Here is a 26,082-nt window from a genome sequence, read left to right as displayed (position 1 = left end):
ATAACACAATATCTTATGTGAAGAGAAAGCATAAAAAAAACCGCTTATCAGTTTATCGCTGAAAGCGGTTTTTTTATAAGTAACTAACTTCTTAATTCACGATTAAGGCGCAACGTTAAGAGCAGGGTTTGTTAACGGGCGAATAATGCTGTCTGGTGAAGTGGAAATTTCTGCACCCAGAGTATTATTTAGCTGAATTAAGTCATTTTCATTTAATGTGCCACGAGCATATTCAATATTTAATTGGTTAATTAAATAGTCATAACGTGCGTTGGACAATTTCTGTTTTGCATCATAAAGCGTTGTTGTGGCATTCAACACATCAACAATAGTACGAGTACCCACTTGGTAACCCGCTTCAGTTGCATCTAATGAACTTTGTGCAGATACAACGACTTGTTGATAGGCTTTAATGCTACTGATCGACGCAGAAATATTGTTATAAGAAGAACGAGCGATTTGAACGATAGAACGATAAACCGATTCTAATTGTTCGCTTGCACTAGTAAAACCATATTGTGCTTGTTCAACTTGTGAACTTGTTCTGCCACCAGTATACAGAGGGATGCTAACAGACAAACCAATGCTATTTTGACCGCTATAGCTGTTGCTATGACCTGCTAATGCGTCTGGTCTATGGTCGTGACTATGACTATTTGATACACCCGTTGATGCATTTAAATCTACGGTTGGTAAGTGACCTGATTGCGCTAAACGAATATTTTCGCGCGCTAAATCTTGACCTAAACGAGCACTTAATAAACTTAAGTTACGTTCTTCAGCATCTTTTAGCAGTTTCTCAATAGAGTCTGGTGAAGTTGTTGAAAAACGACCAATATTGAGTGAGGCAAGATTAATGTAATAGATACCACTTACTTGGCGTAGTTTTTCTAATGCATTATCTAATTGATTTCGACCAACCACTTCTTGTGCCAGTACGCTATCGTAATTTGCACGCGCATTTTGTACGTCAGTAATTGCTACTAAACCCACGTTAAAACGTTGAGTTGTTTGATCTAACTGGCGGTAAACTTGTTCTTTTTGCGCTTCAATAAATGATAGTGAATCGATAGCACGCAAGACATCAAAGTAAGCGGTCGCGGTGTCTAAAATCAGTTTTTGCTGACTTGTTTGGTAAGTCACATCGCTCATACCCGCTGTTTTTTCTTGCATGTTTAATTGACGCCATAAGGCCATATTAAACACACTTTGAGTCAGCGTTAAACTTGCCCCAATAGAATTAGATTCGGTATCTCTTGCATCACGGTAGCCGCTTTTATAGTCTGCAGATGCTCCTAATCCTAATTGTGGTAATAATGAGCCACGAGCTTCATTAATTTTTTCAAAAGCTTGATTTCGTTCAGCTAATGATTTGCGTAACTCAGGGTTACTGTCCTTTGCTTTTTGATAAACTTGAAGCAGATCCTCAGCCTGACTTGCAGTGCTGAATCCTGCCAAACTCATCGTGACCAAAAGAGAGAGCAGTTTTTTCATTTTAATTCCTTGTTGCAACAGTTTCGCTGAGTTGCCTCTGTTAATCTTGATTGGGGATAATTCTAGCAGATTGTTTCCCTAAGTAGGGGTAGCCATTTGTGCCATATCCTTTTATTTTAGATTAACTTTACATGAATTGTTGGCAAATTTCTTTAAATCTGTATTAAACGTAAGCAATAAAAAGACTCTTAAATGTAACTTAAGGAACATTGTATGAAGAAAAGGGAAAATACACCATTTTTATACGGTCGTGAAGATGTGAAATTGCTCAATCAGAGAGATTTATATAAAGGCTTTTTTCGCATGACCGAGTATCGCTTTAAACATCGCCTTTTTGAAGGTGGATGGAGTGAAGAAGTTAAACGTGAGGTTTTTGAACGAGGCAATGCAGGTGTTTTGCTCGCTTATGATCCCAAACGTGATGAAGTGGTGTTAATTGAGCAAATACGTATTCCTGCGTATGAAACCAGCGAGACACCTTGGTTGCTTGAAGTAGTTGCGGGCATGGTCGAACAAGGAGAAAGCCCTGAAGATGTTGTTAGACGTGAAGCCCAAGAAGAAGCGGGTGTTGTTGTTGGACGATGTGAACCTGTTGTGAGTTATCTTTCAAGCCCCGGTGGTACGAGTGAAAGAATGCATGTTTACGTCGGTGAAGTTGATGCAACAACGGCAAAAGGTATTCATGGATTAGCGTGTGAAAACGAAGATATTCGTGTTCATGTAGTGAGTCGAGAGCAAGCCTATCGTTGGGTTGAAGAAGGCGTTATTGATAATGCGGCATCTGTTATTGCTCTGCAATGGTTACAACTTCATCATATTGCACTAAGAGAGCGTTGGTCAGTAATTTAATACACTAATCAATCTTCAAAGGATGTTTTTAGTAATATTATCAAGTAGAGTAACTATCTCTAAGTGTACGATATCAAATGAATTAAATTGTAAAATGAAGTGAAAAAAACGTGATTGAAAGCGAGAATATTTCTCACTAATCTTTTGAAATGTGTATTGGTTGGCAGATCTTTACTACGAAAATACGTTAACATAACGGCTAATGAGAGTGAAACAAGGAAACCTTTTGGAAAGCCAGCTTGAATTATCGGTGAAACATAAAAACACCGTAAGAATATTACAAATCACAGACACCCACCTCTTTGCTAATGTGGAAGATACTCTGCTGGGCATTAATACCTATCGTAGCTACCATGCGGTATTAAATGCGATTAGAGAGCAGGGTCTTGATGTTGACTTGATTGTTGCGACAGGTGATTTAGTTCAAGATCAAACCTTTGAAGCTTATCAGCATTTTGCTGATGGCATCGCGACGTTGATACCTCCTTGTGTTTGGTTGCCGGGCAATCATGACTATCAGCCCGCAATGATTGATGCTTTAAATCAGGCAGGAATTTTGTCAGCTAAACAAGTGTTGATTGGTGATAATTGGCAGATGCTATTATTAGATAGCCAAATTCAAGGCGTTCCTCATGGTGAGTTATCAGATTGTCAGTTAGATTGGCTAACACGCTGTCTTGAAAGTCAAAAACACAGGGATACGATTATCTTGTTGCATCATCATCCTATGCCTTCAGGGTGTACATGGTTAGATCAACATAGTTTAAGAAATTCTCAAGAGTTGGCTGAGCGTTTAAAAGATCACTCTCAAGTAAAAATGATGCTTTGTGGCCATATTCACCAAGAAATGGATGAAATGTGGAATGGTATTCGCTTGCTGGCGACGCCTTCTACGTGCATTCAGTTTCGCCCTCATTGTACAAATTTTACATTAGATACTGTTTCTCCAGGCTGGCGCTATTTGGAAATGTCACTTTTATCTGATGAGAAGGGCAAAATTGACACACAGGTTTATCGTTTAGCAGGCACTGAATTTTGTCCTGATCTTGATGCGGATGGCTATTAAGTTATGCCTCGTATTCTTTACTTACATGGCTTTAATAGCTCACCGAAATCAGCAAAGGCACAGGCTTTTCGCCAATGGCTTGAAGCAACTCATCCTGAAATTGAATTATTAATTCCTCAATTACCACCTTATCCTCAAGAAGCCGCTCAGCTAATTGAAACGTTAGTTAAAAAGAGCGCAGATGACAAACTAGGATTAATTGGCTCATCATTAGGTGGCTATTTATCTATTTGGCTATCTCAACGTTTTAATTTACCTGCTGTTGTTGTTAATCCTGCAATACGACCGTTCGATCTTTTGCAAGACTTCTTGGGGGAGAACGAAAATCCTTATACACATCAAAAATATAAGCTAGAACCTTATCATATGGATGAGCTACTTGCTTTGCGTATTCCCACAATCACATCACCGGAACTTATTTGGTTGCTTCAACAAACTGGAGATGAAATACTTGATTATCGTCAAGCTGTCTCATATCTTGGCGCGTGTAGGCAAACCATAGAATCGGATGGAAACCATGCTTTTGTGGGTTTTGAACGTTTTTTTCCGAAAATTATTCAATTTTTAAAGATAATTTAGCCTTTCGGTCGATTAACCTGTAAAACGTAGGTTGATGTATCTAGCCGAAAATTAATATCATATTGCCGCCAACACCTGTTATTATAAACAGTATTTTTCTAACAGCGAACCGCAGATTAAAACAATGACTCAATCAAGTTATAACGCAAAGGATATTGAGGTTCTTAATGGTCTAGAGCCTGTACGTCGCCGTCCCGGGATGTATACAGATACAACAAGACCGAACCATTTGGCACAGGAAGTGATAGATAATAGCGTGGACGAGGCGCTTGCGGGACACGCATCGAAGGTCGATGTCATTTTATATGAAGACCAATCTATCGAAGTCATCGATAATGGGCGAGGAATGCCTGTCGATATTCACCCTGAACTTAATGTTTCTGCTATCGAGCTAATCCTTGCTCACCTCCACGCCGGAGGAAAATTCTCTAATAAAAACTATCAATTTTCTGGCGGGTTGCATGGTGTTGGGATCTCGGTTGTTAACGCCCTCTCAAAGCGTATTGAAGTAACTGTTCGTCGTGATGGTAAAATTTACCAAATTGCCTTTGAAAATGGCGATAAAGTTGAAGAGTTACACGAAATTGGCACCTGTGCGAAACGAGATACAGGAACGAGTGTACATTTTTGGCCTGATGGCTCCTATTTTGATGTTCCTCGTTTTTCTTCTAAGAGCTTATCTCATGTATTAAAAGCCAAAGCGGTACTGTGCCCAGGTGTTAATGTTTCTTTTGTAGATAAAGTAAATAACACTCAAGAAAACTGGTGCTACGCTGATGGCTTAACCGATTATTTAAGTGAAGCTGTTGCAGAATTTGTTCGCCTTCCTGAAGAGCCTTTTACTGGTAAATTTGAAGGTGATAATGAAGCCGTTGAATGGTCTATGTTATGGCTGCCTGAAGGTGGCGATCTACTCACTGAAAGCTATGTTAACTTAATTCCGACGGTTCAAGGTGGTACTCATGTAAATGGTTTACGCCAAGGCGTGTTAGATGCAATGCGTGAATTTTGTGAATTCCGTAATTTACTACCAAGAGGCCTTAAGTTAACGGCTGATGATACATGGGAGCGTTGTGCTTATGTATTATCAGTGAAAATGCAAGATCCTCAATTTGCAGGGCAAACCAAAGAGCGACTCTCCTCAAGACAAACCAGTGGGTTTGTTGCAAATGCTGTAAAAAATGCTTTTAGCTTATGGCTAAATCAGAATGTTCAAGTCGGTGAATTGCTTGCTGAAATGGCAATTAGTAGCGCTCAGCGTCGTATGCGTGCCGCCAAAAAAGTGGTGCGAAAGAAACTCACTTCAGGGCCAGCATTACCGGGTAAATTGGCTGATTGTACTTCTCAAGATTTACGTTACACCGAACTATTTTTAGTTGAAGGGGACTCTGCGGGAGGCTCTGCTAAACAAGCTCGGGATCGTGAATATCAAGCGATTATGCCTCTGCGCGGTAAGATCTTAAATACATGGGAAGTCTCTTCAGATGAAGTACTAGCGTCACAAGAAGTCCATGATATTTCAGTAGCGATTGGTATGGATCCTGACAGCAATGATTTAAGCCAATTACGTTACGGTAAAATTTGTATCCTTGCGGATGCTGACTCAGATGGTTTACATATCGCAACCTTACTGTGTGCTTTATTTGTGCGCCATTTTCCTGCTCTTGTTAAGGAAGGGCACGTTTATATGGCGATGCCACCACTTTACCGTATTGATTTGGGTAAAGAAGTTCATTATGCCCTTGATGAATCAGAAAAAAATGCCATTTTACAACGTCTAAGTCGTAAAAAAGGAAAGCCTAATGTACAGCGCTTTAAAGGATTGGGTGAAATGAACCCTCTTCAATTGCGTGAAACAACGCTTGATCCTAATACGCGTCGTTTAGTGCAATTGGTGATTGATGATGAAAATTATCAAGAAACTCTAGGTATGATGGATATGTTGTTAGCAAAGAAACGCTCTGAAGATCGCCGAAATTGGTTACAAGAGAAAGGCGATGAAGTTGACATCGAAGTGTAATGGATACCACAAGAGTCTGAGGAAAAAATTGAATGAGTGAATTGACTCATGATGGTGTAGAGCGTCAACCGCTCCACTTATTTACAGAGAATGCCTATCTCAACTACTCCATGTACGTCATTATGGATCGTGCATTACCTTTTATTGGAGATGGGCTAAAACCCGTACAACGTCGCATCGTTTATGCGATGTCAGAGCTTGGTTTAAGTAATAACGCAAAATTTAAAAAGTCAGCCCGTACAGTTGGTGACGTGCTAGGTAAATATCACCCGCATGGTGATGGTGCCTGTTATGAAGCTATGGTGCTTATGGCTCAGCCGTTCTCTTACCGTTATCCATTAATTGATGGACAAGGTAACTGGGGGGCGCCAGATGATCCTAAATCTTTCGCCGCGATGCGTTATACCGAATCACGCCTTTCTAAATATTCACAAACATTATTGAGTGAATTAGGACATGGTACGGTAGATTGGATCCCTAACTTTGACGGCACGATGCAAGAGCCGAAAATGTTACCTGCACGCTTACCTAATATCGTGCTTAATGGCACAACAGGTATTGCTGTTGGGATGGCAACGGATATTCCACCGCACAATGCGCGTGAAATAGGACAAGCTTTAGTGATGCTTTTAGATAATCCTGATGCGGGATTATCTGACGTGATGCAATATGTTCAAGGCCCTGATTATCCGACTGAAGCTGAAATTATTACCGCTCAAGATGATATCAAAAAGATTTATAAAACAGGGCGTGGCTCCGTTAGAATGAGGGCTGTGTGGCAGAAAGAAGAAGGATGTGCGGTGATCACTGCATTACCTCATCAAGTTTCTGGCGCCAAAGTACTCGAGCAAATTGCTGCATTAATGCGTGCCAAAAAACTGCCTTTAGTTGAAGATTTACGTGATGAATCTGATCATGAAAATCCAACTAGACTTGTTATTGTTCCTCGTAGTAATCGCGTCGATTTAGAACAAGTAATGTACTACTTGTTTGTGAATACTGACTTAGAGAAAAGTTATCGTGTTAACCTAAATATGATTGGGTTAGATAACCGCCCGGCAGTAAAAGGATTACTGACTATTTTAAACGAATGGTTAGTTTATCGTCGCCAAACAGTCACAAACCGCTTAACTCACCGTTTAGAAAAAGTTTTACGTCGCTTAGAAATTCTCAAAGGTTTATTAATTGCTTATCTCAATATTGATGAAGTGATTGAAATTATTCGTCATGAAGATGAGCCAAAAGCAGAATTAATGCGCCGCTTTGAGTTATCCGATATTCAAGCAGAAGCTATTTTAGAGTTACGTTTACGTCATTTAGCTAAACTTGAAGAGATGAAACTAAAAGGCGAAAGTGATGAGCTTGAAAAAGAACGCGATAGCATTGAGAAGTTGTTAAGTTCACCACGTCGTTTAAATACTTTACTGAAAAAAGAGATTGAAGCTGACGCAAAAGAATTTGGTGATGATCGTCGTTCGCCGATCCGTCCTCAAGAAGAGGCGAAAGTAGTTAATGAACAAGATATGTTGCCATCAGAGCCTGTCACCATTGTTCTATCTGAAATGGGTTGGGTACGCAATGCGAAAGGACATGATATTGATCCGAGTGGTATGAGTTATCGTGCAGGAGATAGTTATCACAGCGCAGTACGTGGTATGAGTAATCAGCCTGTTCTATTCTTGGATTCTACGGGACGTAGTTACACCTTAAGTCCAAATGATATGCCTTCAGGGCGTAGCCAAGGCGAGCCATTAACTGGTAAGTTAACTTTCCCACCTGATGCCAGCGTGAAATACATGTTAGCGGGAAGTGCTGGGCAAGAGTACTTACTGGCGACAAAAGAAGGTTATGGCTCTGTTCTCTCTTACGATGAGATGGAAACAAAGAATAAGACAGGTAAAGGGTTGCTGACTGTTTCTGAAGAGACAGAGTTATTAGCACCACTCTTAGTTGATCCTCAGAAGAAAAATGAGCAACACTGGTTTATTATCATCACTGATAAAACACGAATTTTAGCCATTTCAGCCGAACAGCTAAATGAAATGAATAAAAAAGGACGTGGTACACGTCTTGTTGCTTTGGGGAAAGAGCAAGGTGATGTGATTGAACAAATGCTGTTTGCACCTAAAGATGAAGCATTAATTTTTACTGTTGATGGTCAGCAAGAAGTACTTAAAGCAGAAGAACTCAATTATTTTAGTGGTAATGCGGGCGATGAACCTATTCCGTTAAAACATCTACATCCAGAGGCTGTTACCGTCATTATGTCTGAAAAAGGGCTTATTCGTTGCCAGAAAGGACATAATATTGATGCTAAATCGGTTGGCTTTAAATCCGGTGATGATTATTTTGATGCCGTTGAAGGCATGAGTAACCAACCGGTACACTTGATTGATACAACAGGTCAAAGCTATACCGTTGATGTTGATGCATTACCTTCTGGTCGTAGCAAGGGCGATGCGCTAACTGAACGATTAAAAGTTCAGAAAGGTGCGCAATTACGCCATGTTGTTATGGGCGAAAGTACTGATAAGATCTTAATGGCATCTGATGCTGGTTATGGCTTTATTTGTCAGGTTGATGATTTAACTTCTAAAAATAAAGCAGGAAAATCACTACTGACTTTACCTGAAAATGCATTACCATTACCGCCACAACGCTTGAATAATGAGCTCACGGATCTCATTATGATCATTACGAAAGGTGGCAGAATGCTGATTTTTGAAGCGGCAGAATTACCAACGATGGTAAAAGGGAAGGGAAATCAGATGGTTTCTATTCCTGCTTCACAAGCAGCAAGTGGTGAGGATAACGTCGCTTGGTTACGAGTATTACCTGAGAATGCCTCTGTGACACTGCATTTTGGTAAACGTAAAATGACTATGTCGATGAATGAGCTAGTTAACTTCAAAGCAAAACGTGGACGCCGAGGAACCTCTTTACCTCGTGGTGCCCAAGTTATCGATCATATTGATATTGAAACCAATTAAATCTAATACTTAATTGATATTTAGTGGGTCTGTTGACCCACTTCTATTTAGGACGCTAAAACTTATGTTAGCCATTATTCGAGGCATCATTGTCATCCTTTACACCATTATTGTGGTGACGTTTGGAATGATTTATTGCATGTTTTCACCAAGAAATCCTAAACACGTAATGACTTATGGACGTTTATTCGGCAAGTTATCTACTGTTTTTGGTATCAAGCTCGTTGAGCGTTTTCCAAAAGAAGCGGAAAGCTATGGCCCAAGTATTTATATCGGAAACCATCAAAATAATTTTGATATGGTGACGATGTCAAATGCAGTACAACCTAATACCGTAACAGTGGGTAAAAAAAGCTTAATTTTTATTCCTTTTTTTGGTCAGTTGTATTGGATAACCGGTAATATTTTGATCGATAGAGCAAATCGCTCTAAAGCACATGGCACTATTTCACAAGTTGCTGATCAAATTAAATCGAAGAAGATTTCTGTGTGGATGTTCCCTGAAGGTACTCGTAGCCGTGGTCGTGGCCTTTTACCGTTTAAAACAGGTGCATTCCATGCCGCCATCCAAGCAGGCGTACCTATTATTCCGGTTTGTGTTTCTACAACTCAGAATAAAATTAAGCTAAACCGCTGGAATAATGGCTACGTTATTGTTGAAATGTTGCCTCCAATTGATGTATCAAAATACACCAAAGATCAAGTTCGAGAATTAGCAGAAGATTGTCGTCAAATTATGAAAGCTAAAATCGAAGAGCTAGATAAAGAAGTTGAAGAAATGAATCAGCGTGATTTTCCCGGTAAATTAAATTAATACTTATTTGGTTTCTTTGATCATAACAATATAAGCCTGATTTTCAGGCTTATATCATTTTTAATTAATGAAAACATACTAGATTATCAACTATTTTTAGGATTTATGTCACATCCGCGCTATTATGCTCCCGTAATTTCATTTAAGTCCTTTTGTCTTTAAATCACAGCAGCTTTTTTCCTGTCTCTACATTTTTGATTATGCGATAGGAATATTTGTATTTTGTTGCGGAGAAAGTATGTCATTTAGTCGTCGCCAGTTTATTCAGGCTTCAGGCTTAGCGGTATGTCTGGGCTCAATATCTTCTTCTGTTCGTGCTGGATCAGTCAATGATAAACAATTACCTATACCGCCATTGTTGGAATCTCGCCGTGGTCAGCCTCTTTTTCTGACTTTGCAAAATGTGCATTGGGCATTTAATGGTACTCAAAAAGCGGAAGTTTGGGGGATCAATGGCTCAACACCGGGACCGACAATCAAAGTCAAAAGTGGCGATGATATAAAACTCATTTATAGCAACCGTCTTAATGAAGCAGTATCAATGACGGTGAGCGGTTTATTAGTTCCGGGAACTCAAGTCGGTGGTGCGGCAAGATTAATGTCACCCGGCGCTTATTGGTCGCCGGTATTGCCTATTCGTCAGAAAGCAGCAACATGTTGGTATCACGCCAATACTCCCTTTAAAATGGCACCTCATGTTTATAATGGATTGGTGGGAATGTGGATCGTGGAAGATGAAGAGAGCAAATCTCTTCCTTTACCAAAACATTATGGTGTAAATGATTTTCCGATCATTATTCAAGATAAACGTATCGATAATTTTGGTACGCCACAATATGACAAAGAAGCCGCTAGTGATGGTTTTTATGGCGATACATTGTTAGTCAATGGGCGTGAAGATCCTTATATTGAAGTCTCAAGAGGATGGATCCGCTTACGTTTAGTTAATGCATCCAATGCTCGCCGTTATGAACTAACCGCAAATGATGGTCGCTCACTTTACCTTATCGCCTCCGATCAAGGGCTATTAACATCTCCGGTAGAGCTGAAATCAATTCCAATGGCTCCAGGTGAGCGACGTGAAATATTGATTGATATGTCTGAAGGCGGTGAAGTCACAATTGTCGCAGGGCAAAGTGCCGGCTTTATGGATAGACTCCGTGGTATTTTTGAACCTTCAGATTTACTACGTAACGCCAATGTATTAACCATTAAACCAACCGGATTAATGTCGTTAGTGACAGATAAAGCACCTGCACAATTGGCAGTAGATGACACTCAAATCACTACTTCTATTCAGCCTAGAACCATCCAACTGCATAACAGCCCTCCGGGAATAAATAATGCGCGTTGGGAGCTTTCAAGAATTGATTTAGTAGGCAAGCAAAATGGGTGGGAACGTTGGCTTGTAACCGTATCAACACCACAACCATTCCATATTGAAGGTGCCCGTTTTAAAGTGATTAACCATAATGGTCAGAAGCCTGCACCAGCAGATTTTGGTTGGAAAGATACTGTTTGGATCGAAAACCAAAGTGAATTGCTGGTGGAATTAAAACAGCCTTCTTATTCGCATTTCCCCTTCCTGTATTATAGCCAGTTATTAGAAAATGCAGATAAAGGCATGGTAGGACAAATGGAAATCACTCCTTTTGAATAAAAAATAAGTAGTAGCACTAAATCAAATTAAAAGAAAAACAGTATTTTTAAAATAAAGATACTGTTTTTTTGTACTTAAAATAATGTGAATTATATTTTTTAGACTAAAGTTAAATAGAGAAAATATCCTCAAAAATAAATTGTTAATCAATTTGATGTTTTTGTTTGTTTATTTAAGTTCTTTTTATTAAGTTTATTTAAATATTATTATCAATGAGGTTAATATTTGAATGGGTTAATTTTTATTGTTTGTAATATAATAATAAGCGATCTATTTTTGTTTAATCTATCTGTTAATTTGTGATTGCGTAGTCAATCTATCTATTTTTGTGGCATGAAATCATATTTTTGAGATGCCCTTCAAGTAATTATTTATCTAGAAACTAGAGAATCTTTGCGTCTTTTATTTTTGATCCTTAATTAATGTTATTAAATTTTAATATAACTGAAGGTACAGAATGAACAAAGAAATAGCTTTAAGTCACCATCAAAAAATGAATAAAAAAATAAAATAAATAATAATATATTTCAGCTTTCCATTGTTGCATCAGCACTTCTTTTTTCTGGATATTCCGTAGCATATTCAGAAGCTGGGCAATTAGGCGATGCAAAAAGTTGGGAAAGCCAAGAGTATCAAAAAGACTGGGGGCTAGCTGCTATGAATGCCTCTAGTGCTTATGCACTTGGTTTTCATGGGCAAGGCGCCAAAATCGGTGTAATGGACTCTGGTGCATTATTATCACATCCAGAATTGAATGATGCACGTTTTCATGCAGTAAAAGCCAAAGGTCAATATGGCACGACTGGTATGAGATACCCTCAGGAATTGGGTGGGCATTATGAAAAAGGCCAAGCCTTTGATGTTGATGGAGGCTGGATCAAAGGTGTGAATGATACACACGGAACACACGTTACAGGTACTGTAGGTGCAAACCGTGACGGTAATGGTATGCATGGGGTAGCGTGGGGAGCTGATGTTTATTTAGGAAATACAGGCGCAACGGACAGCAATAACTACGGCCCTTACCAAGATTACACCTATTTCTACACTGGCTGGAAAGCCATGGTCGATGCAGGTGCGCAAGTCATTAATAATAGCTGGGGTACAAACCCTCGAATTATTAATACAAATGAAACATTGGGGCCTGATGGCGGTAAGACAACTGTTCATATGCCAGTAGATACCACGGCACAAACTGAATACGAATATTTCTACTTTAAAAAAGTCTATGGCGATAAGCCGTCCTTTGTTGATGCGGCTTATGACGCAGTAAAAGGTACTAATGTTGTTCAAGTCTTTACAACGGGTAACCGTGATTTTGCTCAGCCTTATTATCGTCCTCTTTATCCTTACTTTAATCCCGAAGCAGAAAAACATTGGATTGCAGTTGCTGGTCTGAAACAAAATGCAGATAAATCAGGTTATGAGCTAGTTAAAGTCTTTAATGAAGCGGGTAATGCGAAGTGGTGGACTGTTGTTGCTCCAGGTTGGGGCGTTTATTCTTCTATTGTTAATGAAGATGGTAGTGCGGATTGGGCTTCATTTAGTGGTACATCAATGGCAGCACCTCACGTTACGGGTGCGATGGGCGTATTGATGTCACGCTATCAATCAATGAATGCGATGCAAGTGCGTGATGTGATGTTTACAACTGCCAATCACCATAATCCAGATGGCTCTTTATATGATAGCTGGACGGCAGCAGAAGGTACGCCAGATGTGCGTTATGGTTGGGGTACGCCAGATTTAGATAAAGGGATGTATGGTCCGGGTCAATTCTTAGGTAAATTTGAATATAACTTAAGTATGGCACCGCTTGATGTCTGGACAAATGATATTTCACAAACTGCGTTAGATCTACGTGAACAAGAAGATTTAGCATGGCTGAAAGACTATCAAGAGAAGGGCATTGTAGCAGGTGGTGATTATAATCTAGGAACGGATTTTGTTATTAACGATGGTAACCCAGATCCAACTTCCCATATTGTTAGCAAAGAAGATGCTGAGAAATGGCGTCAAGAGTATTACCAAAAACGTGCTGATGCTATTCAAGCTAAAATTGACGCCGGTTTGTATGATGGTGCTTTAGTTAAGAAAGGTGAAGGCACATTGGTTATGATTGGCGATAATACTTATCGTGGTGGTACAACAGTCGAGCAAGGAACGTTATATGGCTTTACCGAATCGTTTGGCACTGAAGCAGTTAATGTCAACGGTGGTAAATTAAGTGTTATTGATCGCTATAACGATACTTTCACACAACAAGGCCAATTAGCATCAAATGAGAGTCATAAAGCCAATATCAATATCAACGATAAAGGAACGTATTTAGTTACCGTTGGACACGATGTTAATGTTGGTGATATGGCCTTAAATAAAGGGGCTAGTTTAGATGTTGGTGCCGATAACGAAGGCCAATTAAAAGATATCTATCTTAATAATAGTGTCGCGACAGGAACAGTTAATGCGGACAATTTAGTTGATAACCGCAATAAAACTAAAATGTTAGCAAATAACAATCCAAATAGTGATTATGCATTATTCGATAAAAATGTTTCTGTAAAAGACAACACAATTACAGGTACATTAAGTAAGAAAGAAAATACGTCTTTAGCCACATTTGCTAATAATGAAAATGGTCGCTCTATTGCGAATACATTGGATAGCACAGGTCGTGGCGATTTATTCAATGCAGTATTACCAATGAATGAAAGAGATTTGAGCAAGACTTATAATTCATTGGGTAGCGATATGTACCTTAATGCTAACAATGCAAGTGTCGTGAATGTGTTAGGTTTAACACGTACTGTGAAAGATCAAGCAATAGGTATTGGTCAAGGCCGTTATGCTAAATTGGATAATAGCAATGCACGCATTTGGATGACAGGTATTGGCCAATGGGGTAGTGCTGATTATGGCCATAGTAATATGGATGTTGATTTCTATGTCGGCTTATTAGGTGCAGAAATTGATGTGACCGAAAATACCAAAGCTGGTTTATTCTTTGGTGCGGGTTCAACTAAATATAAAGGTAATGAACACGGTAAAATAGATAGTAACGATATTCATATTGGTGCTTATGGTGTGTCTAATCTGTATGATGTGGCTTCATTAAACTATGGTTTCACACATACTAACCAAGATAGAGATGCAAAAAGAACACTTTGGGTAGGACAAAATGCAGGTTATAACTCTACAAGTTATGATGCAAAAATTACTCAAATTTTCTTAGAAGGTGCTTATACTCAATTTAATACTAATCAGTACTCTATTGAGCCATATGCAGGATTTAGCTGGTTGCGTGTATCAACTGATGATATCAATGAAAATGTCGGTAATATGAAATTTACCACTAAGACTGATTCACAAGATATTCAAATCGGTACTATTGGTTTACGTGGTGGATATCCATTTATGGCTGGCAACGTTAATATGGCTTTAAAAGGCGATATTTCTGCAAGTCATTTATTTGGTGATAACCGTCCTGAATCACGCCTCTTCTTATCAAATTCAGGTGATGCAACATTACGTGGTGGCAAACTGGATAATCTATTTGGTGTTGGCTTAGGTGTTGATGCGCAATTAAGCAAATCAACGACTTTCGGTATTTCTTACCAAGGTCAATATAATAGTGATGTAAGCTCAAGTGGTATCAATGCAACACTGAAAATTAATTTCTAAATATTATTTGTTTTTTGATATTTAAAGCCCTTAGTGATAAGGGCTTTTTTTTGTATTTATTGTCATTATTTTCATTTATAAATTTAGTTGTTTTAAACTTAAGGAGTATTTATGATTTTAAAATTAAATAATAATTCATCATCCGAAATGTATATTAATAATAAAGAAACTTCTGATCTTGATATGATAAAAAATAGACTGGATAAAATAGAGAATACTCATTTTTCTTTATTTTTATCATGTAAGAATAAAGGGTTGACACATAAGATTATTGAAAAAATAAAGTTTATTTTTAATGTTAAAAAGAAAATAGGTTCTATTAATATAGCTGGAAAACTTAATCACAATATACTTTTAACTGATGATATATGTGAAAAAAAAGTTAAGGATATTGATAAAATAAAAATTACTAAAGAGCAACTTCATGAGTTCATTGTTGATTATAACAAGGGAGATAACTCCGTATCATTTAATTGGTTTGTTGAGCAATACGTTAAAACTAAAGGTGATTTGTTGTTAGTTATAAAAACAGCATGTTTTTTAAAAAATAATAAGGATAACTTTAATCTATTAAAGCTAATATCTAATTCTTCATGCCAATTAAATATTTTATATTTATTCAATTTTCTAATAATGGAAACCAATAATAAAGTTAAAAAAGAAATTTTTTTCAATATTATTGATGATTATTTTAGTGGAAATAAAACTAGCTTCGAATCTAATCAGGCGTTAAAAAGAGCCGATTTTCTTTTGAAAAATAATTATCTCATTAAATGGTCGGATGAATTAAAAAGTGCATTTAAAAATATAATAGAGAATATGATAAATAGAAATATCGATCTTGATTTTTTTCTCAAAGGTATTGATGATTTTGAACTTATTGATGTGAAAGAATATATTAATAAGTATGGAACTGCTGATAATTATGTAAAAAACTTGAATGATACAATACAACAATATATAGCCGATTATCCAGAAAAAGATGAATGTAAAAAAATTATTAATTATATTGTTGATAGTAAATCAAAAATTAATGATCTTTGTGAGGACTATTTAAATAAAATTAAGGATGATTTATTTATGGATAAAGAACAATATTTAATTAGATTTGAGCAAGTTATAGACTTTTTTGATGAATATAATAAGAATAGTGAAAATAAAGCACCTTGATAGATGCTTTGCTCCAAGAATGCAGTTAGCTCAATGCGACTTTAATGCCTAAACCAATCAGTACAACACCGAGTACTTTATCAATTACTTTTTGGACTTTATTAAGCACTTTTCTGACAGGTGCACTTTGAATTAATAAAACCAATAAAGGCCAGTAAACTATGGCTAAGCCCCAAATAATAAAGGCATACCACAATTTTTCACCAATACTTGAATCAACACTTAACACCTGTGTGAAAACGGCAAGAAAGAACAAGGTGGCTTTAGGATTAAGTAAATTACAGAGGAAACCTTGCATAAAGGCTTTTTTAAAGCTGATCTGCGAATGTTTATCTGAGTCTTCATCAATCGAATGATTAGATTTTGAGAGCAAACTCTGAAAACCGATCCATAGCAAATAAACAGCACCTGCATATTTCAAAATGGAAAAGAGCCAAGGCGTTGTTGTGATAAGAACGGCAATACCTGCAACACAATATGACATATGTACAAGTAATGCTGCCACAATTCCCATTGCAGTCATCATTGCCGCAGATCGTTGATAACGCGCTGCATTTTTTACAACGAGAAAAAAGTCAGGGCCTGGTGAAATCATACCGAGTAAAGCAATTGTAAAAACAACTAAAGAAGTTTCAAGCATAATAGCGCCTTGTATATAACAATATTATAATGATTGAATCTTATATGATTAAGTTAACACTTCGAGTATAAAGCAATTATTTATTATCAAGGAAGCATAATTTGTATCGACTCAGGTTTTAGCTTTACGTATAGTGTGAACAGTTTTTTCCCATCTTTACCCGTAGGTGTGTAAATGAATATTAGTTTAATCGCAGCATTAGCGATGGATCGCATTATTGGTATGGAAAAGGCAATGCCTTGGACATTACCGGGTGACCTCGCATGGTTTAAAAAGAATACGCTAAATAAACCCGTTATTATGGGCCGGGTGACTTATGAGTCTATTGGACGTCCTTTACCGAATCGTCTTAATATTGTTTTAAGTAGCCAGCCAGGAACAGAGAGCGATGTTGTTTGGGTTAAATCTGTAGAAGAAGCTTTGCAAGCGGCTGAAAATAATGAAGAAATCATGGTGATAGGTGGTGGTAAAGTGTATGAGCAATTTCTGCCTATGGCAAATACACTCTATCTCACTCACATCGATGCTGAAGTTATCGGTGATACAACATTCCCGGATTATGAGCCTGATGAGTGGGATTCTACCTTTATGGAATACCATGAAGCAGATGAAAATAATTCACATAACTACTGCTTCGAAATATTAAAAAGAAGAAAATAACAAGAATTAAATAAAAAGGGAGATTAAATATCTCCCTTTTTATCATTCCTATTTTATTAATATAAAAATAATAAGAATGAAGATTTATTATTCTACTTAAATATTTCTTTTTATAAAAAGAGCATTATTTTAAACCAACCATTATTTATATTTTAATAAACTCATTTTATAAGAATAATATATGAGATATTAATCAATATAGAGATTTTTTATTCTCAATATCGTGTTTTTTTATACTTATTTCGCTGTAAAAAAAAATAACACATTGATTATTAATGATTAAATTTATAAATATTTTTAGGTGTTCGTTTTTGTGTATAAAACGTTCTCTTTAGAAGAAAAAAGAGTAATTTAGGTAATATGTGAGGGGTAAAATCAACATAGCGCAAAAGGCAATGTAGCCATTTTTGCGCTTGAAATAGGAAGGGGGATAATAGGTGAGTTATTTGGGAGCAGAAAGACTAGATTGAGTGAAGTACTGTTTGTCTTCCCAACGTAAGCAAGTGAGATTTCCACCCCAACAACATCCTGTATCTAACGCATAAACATTATCAGGAGTGCCCTTCCCTTCAAGAGAGGCCCAATGCCCAAATATAATGCTATAACCTTCAGGTAATTGACTCGGTAAATCGAACCAAGGTTTTAATGGTGCGGGGGCTTCTTGTGGTTTATCTTTGCATATCATATCAAGCTGACCATTAGGAAAGCAGTAACGCATACGTGTGAGTGCATTAGTGCTAAAGCGTAATCGCGCTAGACCTGAAAGCTCTGGTGACCAGTTGTTCGGTAAATCGCCATACATTGAGTTAATAAACAAAGGGTAGCTATCACTACTTAAAATAGCTTCAACTTCACGAGCACACATTTTGGCTGTTTCTAAATCCCATTGTGGCGTGATCCCTGCGTGAGCCATAATAATTTTCTTGTCTTCATCAACTTGCAGTACAGGTTGGCGTCTTAACCAATTAATTAATTCATCTGCATCTGGCGCATTGAGCAAGTTATTCAGCTGATCTCTTGGTTTATTGCGACTAATTTTTGCAAATACACCTAAAAGATGAAGATCATGATTACCCAAGACGAGTTTAAGTGAAGTACCTAAGCTTTTTACAAAGCGTAGTACTTCGAGTGAGTCAGGGCCTCGTGCAACAAGATCACCCGTTAACCATAATGTGTCTTGCGTTGGATCGAAACTGACTTTATCAAGAAGATGACGTAGTTCATGGTAACAGCCATGAATATCACCAATTAAATAAGTTGCCATAGTTAGTTTATCAATGTTGGAAGTGCAAGGCGGAAAACGGGGATCTCTATTTGAAATAATCGGCCATCAGTGTCAATCATTTCATAATGGCCTTCCATTGTTCCCATCGGTGTTTCAAGAACGGCACCACTGGTATAGCGGTACTGTGTGCCTGGCTCAATAAGCGGCTGTTCGCCGACAACACCTTCACCTCGAACCTCAGTGGTATTACCTTGTGCATTGGTGATTAACCAATAGCGGCGCAGGAGGCGAATTGCACATTTATTCAAATTATGAATTGATATGGTATAAGCAAAAACATATCGTTCATCTTCAGGGGAAGATTGGCTTTCAATGTAAACGCTTTGTACCTGTATCGCCACTTTTGATGAGGTGAACATAGTGCCTCCTGTCTCTGGCTTTATCTTATGCTTGTGAGTCTTGCTTTTGCGATAACCAGTTTGCCACTTTGCAGTATTGCTCAACAGAAATATTTTCTGCTCTTGCAGTTGGATCAATATCAAGTGCTATCATATCTTCTGCTGTGAGTAATCCGCCTAAGCTATTACGTAGTGTTTTACGGCGTTGATTGAATGCTTGAGCGGTAATACGGCTAAGCATTGCAATATCCGCTACTGGGTATGGTTTTTCTTTGTAAGGGATCAAGCGAACAACCGCTGAATCAACTTTAGGTGCTGGTTTAAATGAGGTAGGTGGAACTTCAAGTACAGGGATGATTTGGCAATAATATTGCGCCATCACACTTAAGCGACCATAAGTTTTGCTACCGTGACCAGCAACAAGTCGATTAACCACTTCTTTTTGCAACATAAATGTCATATCAGAAATTGCGTCAGCAAAACTGAATAAGTGGAACATAAGTGGTGTAGAAATGTTATAAGGCAAGTTACCAAAAACACGCAGAGGCTGCTGACGCTCTTTTGCTAATTGTGCAAAATCGATCGTCATTGCATCTTGCTGAATAATGGTCAGCTTGTCTTTTAATGTAGGATGAACTTCTAAACGAGCGGCTAAATCACGGTCAATTTCTACAACCGTCATTTTATCCATTCTTGCGCCTACTGGCTCTGTAATTGCACCTAAACCAGGTCCAATTTCAACAATGGCTTCACCGGGTTGAGGATAAATGGATTCAACAATACTTTCAATAATATAGCTGTCTGTTAAAAAGTTCTGCCCGAAGCGTTTGCGGGCAAAGTGCCCCTGATGGACTCTATTATTCATTACAATTTTGTATCATATTAATGGCTAAATTTAATGCGGTGCAAAAACTGCCAGCATCTGCGCTTTTCGTACCTGCAAGCTCAAGGGCGGTGCCATGATCAACAGAAGTACGGATAAAAGGAAGGCCAAGAGTTATATTCACGGCGCGACCGAAACCTTCATATTTTAGCACAGGTAATCCCTGATCGTGATACATCGCAAGCACCGCATCAGCATGTGTTAAATATTTAGGTTGGAATAAGGTATCAGCGGGGTAAGGCCCATGAAGATGAACACCTTGCTGACGTAATTGTGTTAATGCAGGCTCAATAATATCAATTTCTTCACGTCCCATATGACCACTTTCTCCTGCATGAGGATTAAGGCCACAAACGTAAATTTGAGGTTCCGCTATACCAAATTTAGTTTTTAAATCGTGATTTAAAATGGTGATAATTTCATGTAGAAGCTCACCTGTAATTGCATCCGCCACATCTCGTAGTGGTAAATGTGTGGTTGCCAAGGCGACTCTTAATGTATCTGTCGCCAGCATCATAACAACACGTTCACAATGGCTACGATCAGCAAAAAACTCGGTGTGCCCTGTAAAATGCACACCTGCATCATTGATAATACCTTTATGAACCGGCCCAGTCACAAGTGCTGAAAATTCACCATTTAGGCAGCCATCACAAGCACGAGCTAATGTTTCCACAACGTATAACCCATTGCGCTTATCTAATGTACTTGGAATGACATTAGTGTGGAGTGCGATTGGGAGTACACAAATTTGACTTGGTGTGTGTGCTTGAGGAGGCGTGGCAGGATCGTATTCAACTAATGAAAGAGGCAGGTTTAACAATTCTGCTCTTGTTTTAAGTAATTGAGGATCAGCACAAACAACCCAAGGTAAATCCCAACTCATTTGTGCTAATGAGATAATAAGGTCAGGACCAACCCCGGCTGGTTCGCCGGGGGTGATAACAAGTGGTTTTATTTGCTTAGTTTGCATTATTCTCGTTCATTATTTTTACATAAGCCCCAACTCGTAGCTCTTGTATCCAGTTTTGTACTTCTTCATTAAATTTACGGTTGAAGAGTAAACGGTATGCTTGTTCTTTATTCGCGGCATCTGTTTTATCAACACTACGAGTGTCTTCTAATTCAATTAAATGCCAGCCAAAGTTAGAACGAACAGGTTGGCTTAATTCGTTTTTATTTAAGCGCATTAACGCATCACGGAATGCCGGATCGTAAACATCTGGCATTGACCATCCTAACTCACCGCCACGTAATGCTGAACCTGGATCTTCAGAGTACTCTTTTGCTGCATCAGCAAAAGTCATTTTACCACTGCGAATATCGGCAGAGATCTGCTGTAACTTGGCATAGGCTTGCTCATCATTCATGATTGGTGAGCTTTTTAGCAGAATATGACGGCTTTTAACTTCTGTAACAGAAAGGGTATTAGTTCCACCACGAACATCGTTTACTTTGATAATGTGTAAGCCAACGCCAGAGTGAAGAGGCCCTACGATTTGGCCTTTTTGTGCATTTGTTAATTCTTTAGCAAACAGAGTGGGTAATTCATCAATAGATGCCCAACCCATGTTACCGCCATTTAAAGCTTGTGGATCAGCAGAATAAGTTGCGGCCAATTTACCGAAATCTGCACCATTTTTAAGCTGGTTCATAATGCGAGTAATGACTTGTTTTGCTTTTTCCATTTCTGCTGGCGCAGGATTTTCTGATAATGGAATTAAGATATGGCTCAGATTTAGATCAATACTTTGGCTTGCTTGGCTTTCAATTTGCTTAGCAAGAGAATCAACTTCTTGAGGTAAAATAGTAATACGGCGACGCACTTCATTGTTACGAACTTCTGCCAACATCATCTCTTTACGAATATCTTGGCGATAATCATTGTAAGAAATACCATCAGCTGCAAGGCGTTTTTTCAGTTGTTCAAGTGAAATTTTATTTTCAGCAGCAATGCCCTGAATTGTAGATTCTACTGCAGCATCAGGGATATCAATTTGCATTTGCTGTGCCATTTGCAAAATGATGTTATCCATGACCAAACGCTCTAGAATTTGTTGGCGAAGAACTTGCTCATCTGGCATCTCTTGACCCGCATTTTTTGCGTTCATTTTGACCGTCTGTAGCATTCTGTTGACGTCACTTTCTAGAACGACACCGTTATTGACGATAGCCGATACACGGTTTAATTCTTGTGCAGCAAATGTTGTTGAGCTGGTAGCTGCGCCGACCGTGATCATTAAGCCGATAAACAGCGTTTTCCAATTTTTCATAAGTTTCCCATTATGTATTTTCCGCATCTAATTGCGGGGTGACATATTTATTCAGCCAATTCCGTAGTCTGATTAAATCAGAATGCTCTTTGATAAGGTAAGATACCGCGTTCAAGCATTTTCTGGCTACCCAAACTATGATTGTTACTTAGGCCTCTGAGTTCCACATTGACAGACCATTTATTATCAATATCGCTGTGGTCAACTTTCCAACCAACAATTTTTCGTTCATAACCCACATTCACAGCCCAGCAACAGGTGTTGTATTGCAGACCAACCATTTGGCTAACAGGCTCTGATTCTTTGGTATCAAAGTAATAAGCACCTACAAGTCCCCAACGCTCTGCTAATGGCCAACTTCCTACGACACCAACTTGTGAAATACCTTTTTGGTATTCAGGAAGTTTATTAATACTACCATCGTAAGGGCGAACACGCGTTGCTTGGATATAGTCACGATCAACATAACGATAGCTTAACTGTAGAAGATGATCGCTATCTGCGCGATATTCCATAACAGCATCGCCCATTGAGACGCTACCTAAACGACGGTCATATTGTAAACCACCACGCATACCTACGGTATCAGTGATCCGCCAATATGCATCACCCGCCCATACCATTGAACCTGTTTCATCTTTGCTATTGATGATTTCGTTTGATGAACCTGTTTTCGGACGTTCAAAGAAGTAGATTTGACCCACAGAAACGTTAAAACGTTCAACTAATTCGCTATCATAAAAACGTGAAGTGATACCTGTTGTTAATTGGTTTGCAGATGCAATGCGGTCTAAGCCACCATACATTCTATCGCGGAAAAGTCCGCCATAGTTTGATTGTAATAAAGCGGAGTCAAAGTTATTGATATTAGACTGATCTTTATAAGGGACATAAAGATATTGAACTCGAGGCTCAAGAGTTTGCGTAATATCGTTTGTTTGGTATTGACGCTCAAAAACCACTTTCATATCAGATTTAAACTGTGGTAATACACGATTAACACTGTCATCTAATTTATTAGGGTTATTTTTTTTATACGCGTCAGGAATATCTTGGTCATAATGGGTTGCCATTAACTTCAATTCATTATTAAAGCTTGCCCAGCCTGTAGATGCAGGGAGTGAAATCGTTGGCTCAATATGAAAACGATTTGCTTCAGGAATATTATCTCCGACGCTGGTAAAGCGAGCAAATTGAGCGTAAGTACGGAAATCAAACGGCCCTATATCATTCTTGTAATAATTGAGATCAAGCTGTGGCTCTGCGCGATAAGCTTTTGCATCTTTATTATCAGAGAAGACTTGGAACTGTTTAGTGGTTAATGTGGCATTCCAGTTCTGTTGTGCATAACCCGTACTAAATTTCTGAGTTGCATAACCATCTGTGGTGTTACCATATTGAGAGGTAAAATCAGTGAAGTATTTGTTATCACTTACTTTTGTGTAGTCGATATTAAATCGCCACACATTATTCATCACACCACTGTGTCCCCAGTAGAATAACCAACGATTTGCTGTATCACGAGGAAGATAGCCCGCTTTATTTTCGTCTTTATCTTTATTGTATTGGCTATCGTGATTAATCCAATCTACAGCGATGGTGCCGCGTCCTGGCGTGGTTAAATAACGGAATTCATTATCTAATTTTAAACCACGACGACTAATATAGTTGGTGGTGATGGTCGCATCATAATTAGGGGCAATATTCCAATAGTAAGGGAGTTGGAAATCAAAGCCTGAACTACGAGAATAGCTTCCGTTTGGAATTAAGAAACCTGAACGGCGTTTATCACCAATCGGTAATTGAAGATAAGGGCTATAAAAGATAGGCACATTGGCTACACGAAAACGTGCATTCCAGATTTCAGCGACTTGTTCTTCGCGGTCTAAAATAACTTCTGAGCCGACAACGCTCCAGCTATCATCTCCTGGTAAACAAGACGTGAACATGCCTTTATCCATAATGGTATAGCGATTTTCACCACGCATTTGCATTTTATTAGCGTAACCACGGCCTTGACGGCCAACCATTTGGTAATCACCTTGCTCGATGTCCGTATCTTTATTATTAAGGTTAGACCAAGCACGAGGGCCTTTTAAGATGATTTGAGGATCATCATAAGACACATTTCCCGTTGCTGTGACCATTCTTAATGGTGTTTCTCCCTCAGTTTGTGTCAGTTCAACACTGTCTGCACTTAAGGTTTGGTTTCCCTGTTTAATATCAACATCACCTTTATATTTGACCATGCGAGGATACTCACCTTGCATATCATTTGCAGTGATAGTGACAGGCAAGCTGTTAGGATCGCCCTGTACTAATGGTTTGTTATAAACAGGAACTCCCAGTAAACACTGGGAGGCAAGATCAGCATAAGCAGGCTGACCGTATATTGTGGCCCAAACTAGGGTGGCCAGCAGTGTGGGATAACTTTTTTTCATAAGTATTTATGTGCTTCCGTCATCAGTGGCTTCGTGCTGATAAACAGCGAGAAACTAACGCAGGGAGTTATGCGACACCAGCCCAACGTTCTGAACATTGTTCTAACGGTAACCGAAAAATAGGCGTAAGCCTCATTTTTTCGATGTTTCTGTGTTGAAATAGGGTTATAGCCTTATTAGAAACAAAAAAACACCGCGCTGATGCGGTATTTCGTGCTGTATAACAACGCTAAAGTTATTTGTTTGGTCACTCATTTTACTTTAACACAATTTAAACGAAAACAGCATTACCTCTGTCCAAAGAGAAACAGTAAATCTCTTCATTTTAAGAAAAAGTCTATTTAGAGGTTGCTTGGTGTTAGGTGTGCAAGCAAATGAATAGTATGATAATGCAAAATTGCAGTCAGAGCATTGAAGATTTGAGGAGTCTATGCGCTATTGGGGAAAATTATTAGGCCTTGCCATTGGTAGTTTTGCAGGAATAGGCTTTTGGGGCATTGTTATTGGTGTTTTTCTTGGGCACCTCTATGACATGCAACGAAGTAAATTAGGAAATGGTGGGCGCTATACGCGTGATAGACAAGCTTTTTTCTTTGCTGCAACCTTTCAAGTTTTAGGGCACCTGACAAAATCAAAAGGGCGAGTGACTCAAACCGACATCTCTCTTGCCAGCGAATTAATGGATCGCATGAATCTGCATGGTGTTGGTCGTCAAGCAGCGCAACAAGCTTTTAGAGAAGGTAAATCACCTGATTTTCCCTTAAGAGCCACATTGCAACGCGTTCGACAAATTTGTGTGGGGCGTCGCGACTTACTTCAGATGTTTCTGGAAATCCAATTACAAGCTGCTTTTGCGGATGGTCAACTGCATCCAAATGAAAGAAAAATGCTGTTTATTATTATCGATGAGCTAGGTTTTTCTCGTGCACATTTTGAACATATATTAGCAATGATGCAGGCTGGTCAGAATTTTCATTATCAAAGTGGACAGGGGTATCAGCCTCAACCCCAAGCCCCAACGCTCTCTGATGCGTGTAAGGTACTTGGCGTTGATGAGAATGATGATGTTAAAACCATAAAGAGAGCTTATCGAAAATTAATGGGGGAACATCATCCGGATAAACTTGTTGCGAAAGGTTTTCCGCCAGAAATGATGGAAATTGCAAAACAAAAAGCACAGTCTATACAAGTTGCTTACGATTTGATTAAAAAAGAAAAAGGATTTCGTTAACATCTTGT

At 38.5% G+C, this 26,082-nt stretch carries 18 protein-coding genes and 2 pseudogenes; 12 read left to right on the top strand and 8 right to left on the bottom strand.

Annotated features, from left to right (window positions below; genetic code table 11):
* Positions 1-102 precede the first annotated feature (102 nt).
* Positions 103-1,494 carry an outer membrane channel protein TolC gene (gene tolC, locus DK857_RS09440; protein WP_109402046.1) on the bottom strand — a complete coding sequence of 464 codons (1,392 nt, stop codon included), beginning with the start codon at positions 1,492-1,494 and terminating at the stop codon, positions 103-105.
* 213 nt (positions 1,495-1,707) lie between these two features.
* Here tolC and nudF point away from each other — a divergent pair, with 213 nt between their 5' ends.
* The 10 genes and pseudogenes from nudF to DK857_RS09395 all read left to right on the top strand — a co-directional run bounded on the left by nudF (position 1,708) and on the right by DK857_RS09395 (position 16,323).
* The gene (gene nudF / locus DK857_RS09435; protein ID WP_109394103.1) at positions 1,708-2,343 is read left to right on the top strand and encodes an ADP-ribose diphosphatase; all 636 of its coding nucleotides are present in this window, start codon (positions 1,708-1,710) and stop codon (positions 2,341-2,343) included.
* A 226-nt stretch (positions 2,344-2,569) separates the two neighbouring features.
* Entirely contained in the window at positions 2,570-3,409 is an 840-nt protein-coding gene (cpdA, locus tag DK857_RS09430; RefSeq protein ID WP_109402045.1) for a 3',5'-cyclic-AMP phosphodiesterase, read from the top strand.
* A 3-nt stretch (positions 3,410-3,412) separates the two neighbouring features.
* Entirely contained in the window at positions 3,413-3,988 is a 576-nt protein-coding gene (gene yqiA / locus DK857_RS09425) for an esterase YqiA (RefSeq protein WP_109394101.1), read from the top strand.
* A gap of 124 nt (positions 3,989-4,112) precedes the next feature.
* A complete protein-coding gene (gene parE, locus DK857_RS09420) occupies positions 4,113-6,008 on the top strand; it encodes a DNA topoisomerase IV subunit B (RefSeq protein WP_109402044.1) in 1,896 nt (631 codons plus the stop codon).
* Between the two features lie 32 nt (positions 6,009-6,040).
* A pseudogene (gene parC / locus DK857_RS09415) lies at positions 6,041-8,221 on the top strand (DNA topoisomerase IV subunit A); the annotation flags it as partial.
* Positions 8,222-8,272: 51 nt separating this feature from the next.
* Positions 8,273-8,998: a DNA gyrase C-terminal beta-propeller domain-containing protein gene (locus tag DK857_RS19585; protein WP_375804071.1), complete on the top strand. Its 726-nt coding sequence runs from the start codon at positions 8,273-8,275 to the stop codon at positions 8,996-8,998.
* Between the two features lie 64 nt (positions 8,999-9,062).
* On the top strand, positions 9,063-9,812 hold the full coding sequence (locus DK857_RS09410; RefSeq protein ID WP_098941966.1) for a 1-acylglycerol-3-phosphate O-acyltransferase: 750 nt from the start codon (positions 9,063-9,065) through the stop codon (positions 9,810-9,812).
* A gap of 238 nt (positions 9,813-10,050) precedes the next feature.
* On the top strand, positions 10,051-11,472 hold the full coding sequence (ftsP, locus tag DK857_RS09405; RefSeq protein WP_109402043.1) for a cell division protein FtsP: 1,422 nt from the start codon (positions 10,051-10,053) through the stop codon (positions 11,470-11,472).
* Between the two features lie 457 nt (positions 11,473-11,929).
* A pseudogene (gene pta / locus DK857_RS09400) lies at positions 11,930-15,153 on the top strand (autotransporter Pta).
* Positions 15,154-15,264: 111 nt separating this feature from the next.
* Positions 15,265-16,323, top strand: a complete 1,059-nt coding sequence (locus DK857_RS09395; RefSeq protein WP_109402041.1) for a hypothetical protein — start codon at positions 15,265-15,267, stop codon at positions 16,321-16,323.
* Positions 16,324-16,348: 25 nt separating this feature from the next.
* Here the strand turns inward: DK857_RS09395 and DK857_RS09390 are convergent, their stop codons facing one another.
* Positions 16,349-16,963 (bottom strand): LysE family translocator, encoded by a 615-nt coding sequence (locus DK857_RS09390; protein WP_109402040.1) that lies wholly within the window; start codon positions 16,961-16,963, stop codon positions 16,349-16,351.
* Between the two features lie 174 nt (positions 16,964-17,137).
* Here DK857_RS09390 and folA point away from each other — a divergent pair, with 174 nt between their 5' ends.
* Positions 17,138-17,623: a type 3 dihydrofolate reductase gene (gene folA / locus DK857_RS09385; protein ID WP_109402039.1), complete on the top strand. Its 486-nt coding sequence runs from the start codon at positions 17,138-17,140 to the stop codon at positions 17,621-17,623.
* Positions 17,624-18,065: 442 nt separating this feature from the next.
* Here folA and apaH read toward each other — a convergent pair whose 3' ends face one another.
* Genes apaH through lptD form a run of 6 tightly spaced genes read right to left on the bottom strand, consistent with a single transcriptional unit; the run spans position 18,066 to position 24,843 of the window.
* Positions 18,066-18,887, bottom strand: a complete 822-nt coding sequence (gene apaH / locus DK857_RS09380; RefSeq protein WP_109394093.1) for a bis(5'-nucleosyl)-tetraphosphatase (symmetrical) ApaH — start codon at positions 18,885-18,887, stop codon at positions 18,066-18,068.
* 2 nt (positions 18,888-18,889) lie between these two features.
* Entirely contained in the window at positions 18,890-19,267 is a 378-nt protein-coding gene (gene apaG / locus DK857_RS09375; protein ID WP_006535978.1) for a Co2+/Mg2+ efflux protein ApaG, read from the bottom strand.
* A gap of 25 nt (positions 19,268-19,292) precedes the next feature.
* Positions 19,293-20,111: a 16S rRNA (adenine(1518)-N(6)/adenine(1519)-N(6))-dimethyltransferase RsmA gene (gene rsmA, locus DK857_RS09370; protein ID WP_109394091.1), complete on the bottom strand. Its 819-nt coding sequence runs from the start codon at positions 20,109-20,111 to the stop codon at positions 19,293-19,295.
* Complete coding sequence (gene pdxA, locus DK857_RS09365) at positions 20,104-21,102, bottom strand: 4-hydroxythreonine-4-phosphate dehydrogenase PdxA (RefSeq protein ID WP_109394090.1); 999 nt, start codon at positions 21,100-21,102, stop codon at positions 20,104-20,106. Before pdxA ends, rsmA begins: the two co-directional genes overlap by 8 nt.
* Positions 21,092-22,429, bottom strand: coding sequence for a peptidylprolyl isomerase SurA (gene surA / locus DK857_RS09360; protein WP_109402038.1), 1,338 nt, complete (start codon positions 22,427-22,429; stop codon positions 21,092-21,094). Before surA ends, pdxA begins: the two co-directional genes overlap by 11 nt.
* Positions 22,430-22,479: 50 nt before the next feature.
* Positions 22,480-24,843 carry an LPS assembly protein LptD gene (gene lptD, locus DK857_RS09355; protein ID WP_109402037.1) on the bottom strand — a complete coding sequence of 788 codons (2,364 nt, stop codon included), beginning with the start codon at positions 24,841-24,843 and terminating at the stop codon, positions 22,480-22,482.
* Positions 24,844-25,273: 430 nt separating this feature from the next.
* Between lptD and djlA the strand changes: the two genes are divergently transcribed.
* Complete coding sequence (gene djlA / locus DK857_RS09350) at positions 25,274-26,074, top strand: co-chaperone DjlA (RefSeq protein ID WP_109402036.1); 801 nt, start codon at positions 25,274-25,276, stop codon at positions 26,072-26,074.
* Positions 26,075-26,082 lie beyond the last annotated feature (8 nt).

The organism is Proteus terrae (assembly GCF_003144325.1).
In the GTDB taxonomy this organism is placed as follows: Bacteria; Pseudomonadota; Gammaproteobacteria; order Enterobacterales; family Enterobacteriaceae; genus Proteus; species Proteus terrae.
Note: the sequence above shows the minus strand (reverse complement) of the source record. Positions and strands in the feature narration are given on the sequence as shown.

What these genes read in the sequence shown, in the direction of transcription:
- tolC (WP_109402046.1), bottom strand. Translation starts at nt 1,494, where the DNA reads ATGAAAAAACTGCTCTCTCTTTTGGTCACGATGAGTTTGGCAGGATTC.
- nudF (WP_109394103.1), top strand. Translation starts at nt 1,708, where the DNA reads ATGAAGAAAAGGGAAAATACACCATTTTTATACGGTCGTGAAGATGTG.
- yqiA (WP_109394101.1), top strand. Translation starts at nt 3,413, where the DNA reads ATGCCTCGTATTCTTTACTTACATGGCTTTAATAGCTCACCGAAATCA.
- parE (WP_109402044.1), top strand. Translation starts at nt 4,113, where the DNA reads ATGACTCAATCAAGTTATAACGCAAAGGATATTGAGGTTCTTAATGGT.
- DK857_RS19585 (WP_375804071.1), top strand. Translation starts at nt 8,273, where the DNA reads ATGTCTGAAAAAGGGCTTATTCGTTGCCAGAAAGGACATAATATTGAT.
- DK857_RS09410 (WP_098941966.1), top strand. Translation starts at nt 9,063, where the DNA reads ATGTTAGCCATTATTCGAGGCATCATTGTCATCCTTTACACCATTATT.
- ftsP (WP_109402043.1), top strand. Translation starts at nt 10,051, where the DNA reads ATGTCATTTAGTCGTCGCCAGTTTATTCAGGCTTCAGGCTTAGCGGTA.
- DK857_RS09395 (WP_109402041.1), top strand. Translation starts at nt 15,265, where the DNA reads ATGATTTTAAAATTAAATAATAATTCATCATCCGAAATGTATATTAAT.
- DK857_RS09390 (WP_109402040.1), bottom strand. Translation starts at nt 16,963, where the DNA reads ATGCTTGAAACTTCTTTAGTTGTTTTTACAATTGCTTTACTCGGTATG.
- folA (WP_109402039.1), top strand. Translation starts at nt 17,138, where the DNA reads ATGAATATTAGTTTAATCGCAGCATTAGCGATGGATCGCATTATTGGT.
- apaH (WP_109394093.1), bottom strand. Translation starts at nt 18,887, where the DNA reads ATGGCAACTTATTTAATTGGTGATATTCATGGCTGTTACCATGAACTA.
- apaG (WP_006535978.1), bottom strand. Translation starts at nt 19,267, where the DNA reads ATGTTCACCTCATCAAAAGTGGCGATACAGGTACAAAGCGTTTACATT.
- rsmA (WP_109394091.1), bottom strand. Translation starts at nt 20,111, where the DNA reads ATGAATAATAGAGTCCATCAGGGGCACTTTGCCCGCAAACGCTTCGGG.
- pdxA (WP_109394090.1), bottom strand. Translation starts at nt 21,102, where the DNA reads ATGCAAACTAAGCAAATAAAACCACTTGTTATCACCCCCGGCGAACCA.
- surA (WP_109402038.1), bottom strand. Translation starts at nt 22,429, where the DNA reads ATGCGGAAAATACATAATGGGAAACTTATGAAAAATTGGAAAACGCTG.
- lptD (WP_109402037.1), bottom strand. Translation starts at nt 24,843, where the DNA reads ATGAAAAAAAGTTATCCCACACTGCTGGCCACCCTAGTTTGGGCCACA.
- djlA (WP_109402036.1), top strand. Translation starts at nt 25,274, where the DNA reads ATGCGCTATTGGGGAAAATTATTAGGCCTTGCCATTGGTAGTTTTGCA.